Consider the following 540-nt stretch of genomic DNA (forward strand, 5'->3'; position numbering starts at 1 on the left):
CCAAAACCTATGCGGCCGGCCTGAAATTACGCGGCAAGCACGGCGGAATCATCGGATGCGCCCTAGCCCACCGCGCCACCCGCATCGCCTACGCACTGGTGCGCGACCACGCCGACTACGACTCCTCGCGCTGGAGCTAAAGCATCACTTACTGGGGTTTCCTCGGTCTAGGCCATCAGCGCCGGAGACGCAGGGAGTTGTCCACCTGCAGCGCCCGCAGCGCAGCGAGGACGAACGAGGTGGACAGCGACGAGCACCGGCGCACCCTGTGCCGGCGAGGAGAATCATCTCCCACAGAGAAAGGCCACTAACGAACTGCCTCTTCACAACTCCGGCGGTCAGTGCCAGGCTGAAACCAACGAAGGGCCGGATCAGATGCCGATCGCGCTATGGCGGACCCCCAGGGCCACGCCGAATCTAGCTTGGCACCCCGGCCCTTCGCCTCGCGCAGCCCGAACGACGCCAGATGACCCTTCCTAAGGTTGAGGTCGCATAAGTCAGCGTGGGCGCTCTAGGCAAACCATTGGTCAGTCGACACCT

General features: G+C 63.9%; 1 pseudogene. It reads left to right on the top strand.

Annotated features, from left to right (window positions below):
• Positions 1 to 140 (top strand): annotated as a pseudogene (locus tag AC5Y21_RS26040) (IS110 family RNA-guided transposase); the annotation flags it as partial.
• Between the last annotated feature and the right edge of the window lie 400 nt (positions 141 to 540).

The sequence above is a fragment of the Mycobacterium sp. NGS41 genome (assembly GCF_059812725.1).